The organism is Marinomonas sp. NPDC078689 (assembly GCF_044542435.1).
Taxonomy (GTDB): Bacteria; Pseudomonadota; Gammaproteobacteria; order Pseudomonadales; family Marinomonadaceae; genus Marinomonas; species Marinomonas arenicola.
The window spans coordinates 40,059-46,310 of record NZ_JBITUJ010000014.1; the positions used below are offsets into that span (position 1 = coordinate 40,059).

The 6,252-nt window shown below is 46.5% G+C and carries 4 protein-coding genes; 3 read left to right on the forward strand and 1 reads right to left on the reverse strand.

Annotated features, from left to right (window positions below; all coding sequences use genetic code 11):
• Positions 1 to 59: 59 nt before the first annotated feature.
• On the forward strand, positions 60 to 356 hold the full coding sequence (locus ACIGBN_RS16725) for a 2Fe-2S iron-sulfur cluster-binding protein (RefSeq protein WP_133004553.1): 297 nt from the start codon (positions 60 to 62) through the stop codon (positions 354 to 356).
• 48 nt (positions 357 to 404) lie between these two features.
• Positions 405 to 2,921: an ATP-dependent helicase HrpB gene (gene hrpB, locus ACIGBN_RS16730; protein ID WP_396666687.1), complete on the forward strand. Its 2,517-nt coding sequence runs from the start codon at positions 405 to 407 to the stop codon at positions 2,919 to 2,921.
• Positions 2,922 to 2,932: 11 nt separating this feature from the next.
• On the opposite strand, the gene ACIGBN_RS16735 is transcribed toward hrpB, so the two are convergent.
• Positions 2,933 to 3,820, reverse strand: a complete 888-nt coding sequence (locus tag ACIGBN_RS16735) for a phosphotransferase (protein WP_396666689.1) — start codon at positions 3,818 to 3,820, stop codon at positions 2,933 to 2,935.
• Positions 3,821 to 4,088: 268 nt separating this feature from the next.
• On the opposite strand from ACIGBN_RS16735, the gene ACIGBN_RS16740 reads away from it, so the two are divergent.
• Complete coding sequence (locus ACIGBN_RS16740; RefSeq protein WP_396666691.1) at positions 4,089 to 5,594, forward strand: hypothetical protein; 1,506 nt, start codon at positions 4,089 to 4,091, stop codon at positions 5,592 to 5,594.
• Positions 5,595 to 6,252: the final 658 nt, after the last annotated feature.

Sequence of the window (6,252 nt, forward strand, 5' to 3'; positions counted from 1 at the left end):
GCTGTTTGCTTTATATCATGCTAAAGTTAATCACGTATTAACAGCACAATGATTCCAAGATGAAAAGTAGACACATAGACTTAGCCTTTGCCGCCGCAGAGCGGAGCCTATCAATCTCCCAAGATGAAACGGTTCTACAGGTGCTCATCAAGCATGAAATCCCCATTAAACACGCCTGCCTTAATGGTGTGTGTGGCGTTTGCTTGACGCCGTTACTGGCTGGCGAGATTGATTACGGGCAACAGCAGCCAAGAGGCTTAAACCAAAAAGAATTAGCTCAAGGGTACTTTTTACCCTGTATTGCACGCTGCCAGTCCGACATTACAATCGCGGAGCCCAAAGTGAAGGTTCGATAACAAGCCAAAAACAAGTATTATGTGAAGAGTCATTTTACGAGCCATGTTATGTCCCCTTCACTGCCGATTTACGATTTAATTCCTGCCTTAAAAGCCCAGCTGAATGACGCTCACGAGGCCATTCTTGAAGCCGCACCCGGCGCGGGTAAAACCACTGTGGTGCCACTGGAATTAATGAACGAAGCATGGCGTCAAGGACGAAAGATCCTGATGCTAGAGCCACGACGTTTGGCCGCTAAAACCGCGGCGAAACGACTCGCGGATTCGTTACAAGAACCCTTAGGCAAACGCATCGGCTATCGTATTCGGCACGAAGGAAAAGAAAGCAACGAGACACAAGTGTTGGTCGTCACCGAAGGCGTACTGACGCGCATGCTGCAAGACGACCCTAGCTTAGACAATATCGCTCTGGTTATTTTTGATGAATTTCATGAGCGAAACCTACACTCTGATTTGGCTTTTGCACTGTGTCTGCAAGCCCGTGAACTCTACCGTGACGAGGACCCTCTAAAACTGCTCGTCATGTCCGCCACGCTAGACACCGCATTATTAGAGTCGCGCTTAGGCTGCCCGACTCTGACCAGCCACGGTCGTGGTTTTCCAATCGAGACACACTATGCGAATAAATCCTTAAAAACCGCCGAGGTAGTGGACGAAGTCGTTCGCCTTACCTACCAAGCGTATCGAGAATACCCCGGCAGTTTGTTGGTCTTTCTGCCAGGCCAGAAAGAAATCCGCCAAGCTGCGACACAATTACAACAACGTTTAGGCAATGACCCCGAGGCTAAGATTCGTCCCCTCTACGGCGAATTGAGCCTAAAAGAACAGGAAGCCGTCATCCAGCCAGCCATCGCCCCAGAACGTAAAATCGTCTTAGCCACCGCCATCGCCCAAACGAGCTTAACCATAGATGGTATTCGAATTGTGATCGACAGCGGTTTGAGCCGAGAAGCTCAGTTTGACGCCAACACCGCCACCACTCGCTTGCATACACGTCGTGCAACACAAGCCGAAACCACACAAAGAATGGGGCGGGCAGGACGAACAGAAGCCGGCGTCTGTTTACGTTGGTGGAGTGAAGAACAGCAATCTCGTTTGGCACCACAAGCTCAGCCACAAATAGAGTGTGTCGACCTGAGTACTCTGATGTTAGAAGTGGCAAAATGGGGGGCTCAAGATCGTTTAGAATTGGACTGGGTGACACCGCCGCCAGAAAGTCATTGGCAGCAATCGGTGGACTTACTGCGCTCCTTAGATGCCCTAGACGCTCACGCCTTTGAGTTGACCGATCATGGTCAAAACATGGCACAACTCGGTTTAGATCCACGGTTGGCTCAGTTACTTATTTTAGGAAAACGTTGGCAACACAGTGAATTGGCTTGCCAAGCTTGCGCTCTGTTATCCGAAGGGGACCCTTTTGCTCAGCAATCCAGCGATTTCGAGAGCCGTATTGATTGGCTTAATCAGCACCTAGCCATGTCGAGTCGTCGCCCTAGAGCGGTTTACCAGCACTCAGTGAAACAATGGCTAACACGCAGTCAAAAATTACCCCTTGAGACTTCATCCATCCGCGCGGAAGATGCCTCTGTATTGGGGCTCTTGCTGGCGGGCGCATTTACGGACCGCATCGGGAAACGCCTCGACCAACAGGCAGACAAGGTACGTTTTAAATTAGCAAATGGGCGTATAGCAACCTTAGAAAAACACGATACCAACGCGCAGTCGGACTGGCTTGTGGCATTGGATATAGGGGGGCATCAAGGACAAGATGCGGACCGTATTTTCCTTTCTCAGCCACTCGACATTAGCCTTGCTAAAAACATATTAACGCACCTTTTTATCACCCGAGATCATTTAGAATGGTCAAAACAAGAAGGCCGCTTGATCAGTGAGCAGCAAACTTGGATCGGCAAGCTGTGCATACAGCGTAAAAAGAACAAGCAGCTCGACCCTGAACAAATTCGAAATGCTATGCTCATACAGATACGCAAAGTCGGCCTGGAAGCATTGCCCTGGGATAAAGACAGTCTACAGCTTAAGGCTCGAATACAATTTGCCGCTCAGCATGATAGCCAGCATGATTGGCCTGATGTTAGTCACGAAGGACTACTCGCCAACCTTAATGAGTGGCTCGGTCCCTATCTGGCCAATATCACGATGCAATCGGCGCTGAACAAACTTAATCTCAAACAAATAATGCTCGATAGCTTACCCTGGGCATTACAAAAACGCCTAGCCGATGCTGTCCCCGAGAGACTATCGGTTGCTTCTGGTCATCAGCATTTGATTGATTATACCAACCAAACTCCCACCTTAAGTGTGAAGCTACAAGAAGTGTTTGGCATGACAAACTCACCAAAAGTATTGGGCCAAAGTCTAAAGCTGGAACTGTTATCGCCGGCGCAACGGCCCCTGGCTGTTACCCTAGATTTGCCTTTCTTTTGGCGTGAAGCCTACCCAGAAGTGAAAAAAGAAATGCGCGGGAGATACCCAAAACACCCTTGGCCTGATGACCCTATAAGTGCGCAAGCTACCGCAAAAACCAAACGAGCACTGGGTCAGTAAGCAAACTTCATTTAGTCCAATTGCGCTAACGCTTGCGCCGTAAGACGTCGGCTAAAAGCTGTGTTTTTAACATGATCGGGGCTCCATCCTACAATAAAGCGATGGAAGTCCGCCCAGGCTATGGGGAATAATGACTGCCACTCATCAATCACCGCCGTTGCCAAATCTTGCGATTCGCCTCTGGCTACGATGGCCTGACCTAACTCGGCAAAGTAATGTTCTAATAAATACGTTAACGAGGCGGTTAAGTCTTCTTCAGATAACACACTGCCGAGAAAGTAAGCGACGTCCTGCACACCAATACCAGCACCGACATATTGAAAGTCCACGGCGGCAACCTGCAGCCCATCCTCAGAGAAACAAAAGTTCGCCACCTTAGCATCGCCATGAACCAAGGTTTGGTAATGAGCTTGTAGTAAAGATTCACTTACTTGGTAAGCCTTTTCTTTCAATGGACCTTCTTCCATCGCTTGCCACTCATCTTGCCGTGTAGCTAGATGCCAATAGGTTCCGGTCGGCCATAACCTCTGTGGCCAAACGGATCGCTCAGCGTTTATCTGCTCCCTAGGATGCAAGAATTCTCCATGAAAATGCGCGAGCCAATTGAGACAAACCAAGCAGTCCTCTACCGATAAGCGCGTGTGTCGTTTCGCCAAACCTAAGCTGTCTAGATCTTCCAATAATAAGTATTGGTCGCCCGTGTCTTCATTAAAATACACACCATAGCAGTCAGCAACACGGCATTTGTCAGAACAACGAGCCGCCCAGTGTTGATACCACGCCGCTTCCACATGATAAGACTGAACCTTCCTTTGATGCGCAAAATCAGAGTGCCAGCCTCGCAAATGGGTTACTTTTTCAGGAAGACGGATTTGTTTCAGTATGACTGTTTTAGACATTTCCGCAGCCTTAACCTGGTATTTTGCTATCTCTCCATAGCCGCTCCACAAAGACTGAACCTTTCCTAAATAGTTAACTTGGCTCGCATTCAACTGTCTCTTGATGAAAATGTCTGGGATCATTGGTATGCTCTGTGCTAATAATATGCAAGTTGCTGACAGATTATTGAAAAACTGTCATTAAAGTGTACGAAAATACGCGGTGAATTACTTTCAAACAATGAAGTTAGTGATCTTCATTTAACCTAGTCTGTCTGGATAATTTTACATGGAACCCCATAACAAGCTTTCTAATAGAGAACTTTTTAATATCGGTGTAAGGCTGGTCAAATTTGCTTGGGTTGTCGAAATCTTAGCGGTTAGTATCGGTTTCCTGATTTCTATCATCGTCTCTTTTTCGGTTTATACCCAACTCGATAAAACAGACCGCACACTCAATTTTGGGGACTATAGTAGTATTTTAGTCGCCGCGCTGCCCTTTGTACTGGTTGCTGTGGTTGAAGCGGCTAAAATTCCAGTAGCAACAGCCATGATGTATGCCAAACATCGCTCTTGGCGCCTGCTATTTTTTGTCGGCCTTATTATGCTGGCCACCATAACATTTGAAACCATGTTAAATGGTTTTGAGCGTAACTTCTCTGGACTCAACATCATTATTGACGACAGAAAAAATGAAGCGCTATTACTGCAAGACAAAATCGATGTGTTAAATCGCCGCAAAGAAGAAATTAATATTATCCACCCTCAACAGGTGGATGAGAATTACCAAACGAGTATTCGCAAAGCGAATGACGCTTACTACAGCACTCTAGGTCGAGAACGAGAGCACGTTAATAGCCAGATCGCAAAGTTGGGCTCAGAGGATTCAGTAACCCAACAGTACCAAGCAGAAATAACCGCCTTGAACCAAAAAGAAAGAGAGATATACAACACCTGGGACAAAGAGCGTGAAGTCCTACAGCAACGCTTAAGAGGCCTTCTAAATAGCTATGTAAGTGGATCAGAAGAAGACAAAGCCAAGCTGCAAAAAGAACTAGACCAGCTAAAAGCGGAAATGAAGCAAAAAATGGACGACGCCAACTTCTTCACTCGTTCACAAGTAGAAAGCAAATATCGTAGATTAATTGCGGAAAAAGAGGATCGACTCTATACCGTGTCAGACCGCACCATTGGTGATGATGCACTCGCTAAGCAAACTCAGAGTGAGCAACAACTGCAAGATCAGCTGCAAGTGTTAGGTCGAGATTACCAGAAACGCATCGACCTTGGTCGAGAGCGTATGGCCTATCTTGAAGAGCAAATTCTAAGTCAAACACAGGACATAGAACAGAAACGCTCAGCCTATCAAAATAACTACGCAAGAGTCTTACAGCTGGCTGGTCAAAATCGTAACTCGACCACAGCAAGAGCCGCACAGGAAAAAGATAAACAACTGGCCCAATACGATGAAATTCAAGTAGAAGTCAAAGCCATTGATAACGATATCTATGATATTCAACAACAGCAGAGTCTGATCAAACATGACATCAACCGTTTGGTAAATTCCAATCAAATATATCGTCTAGCCGCTTATATCAGCGACAAAGAGCAAGCCATTGAAGTACCAAAATCCATGGTTGGCTTAGTCGCATTAATTTGGTTCGCTTCTCTTGCCTTTATCAGTGCAGTAACGGGTGTCTTCCTTGCTATTGCCGGTATCTACATGCAACGCATCTATGCAAAAGACGACGACTATAATGTGGTTCCGAAAAGTGAAGAGCCAACACAACCCTAGTCAAAAATAAAAATGGCCTCATTGAAGTGACCTCCAAGAGTTGGACTAACCAACTTTATGGAGGCACTTCACGCAGAAGGCCATTTTTTCCATCCTAAGCACACCAGATTTAACCCAACCTCCCTACCATTTTAAAGCAGCCTCTAATTTACAAAGTGGATAACTACCTGAGTTATTAACAGGTAAAAATATTGAGCCACCTCTGACGTTATAAAAGTTCCTCATCGATTCAAACACCGCGATACTGGTTAGCACACCTTTCTTACTTTCCACCACACCTTAACGCTTCGCTAAAAGGGGTCAGGTCCCTTTAAACAATTTGGCGTCAGCTAATTTGCCGGTTACGACTAGGGTCAGAGCCCTTAAACATCAAGAGATGTGGTTGGTTGGAGGCTGTGCGACTTTTTAAGGGGTCTGACCCTGCGGACGGTATGCGCAATCAGTGTGAGAGGTTCTTGTTTTTCATCTGCGCTGACGCGTCGAGCTTGCGAGACAGGCGCAAGCAAATGGAAGAACAAGAATCGGCCGTTTTACTGAAGCAGAGAGTCCAACGGTTACGACTAGGGTCAGAGCCTGAGGTATCCCCACGAATTTGATATAAATAACAATTAGTTAACGCAAGAAGGGAACGTTCATGGCCCTTGGTGATCAATAATTT

Coding starts and splice junctions, on each gene's coding strand:
- ACIGBN_RS16740 (WP_396666691.1), top strand. CDS start 4,089: ATGGAACCCCATAACAAGCTTTCTAATAGAGAACTTTTTAATATCGGT.
- ACIGBN_RS16725 (WP_133004553.1), top strand. CDS start 60: ATGAAAAGTAGACACATAGACTTAGCCTTTGCCGCCGCAGAGCGGAGC.
- hrpB (WP_396666687.1), top strand. CDS start 405: ATGTCCCCTTCACTGCCGATTTACGATTTAATTCCTGCCTTAAAAGCC.
- ACIGBN_RS16735 (WP_396666689.1), bottom strand. CDS start 3,820: ATGTCTAAAACAGTCATACTGAAACAAATCCGTCTTCCTGAAAAAGTA.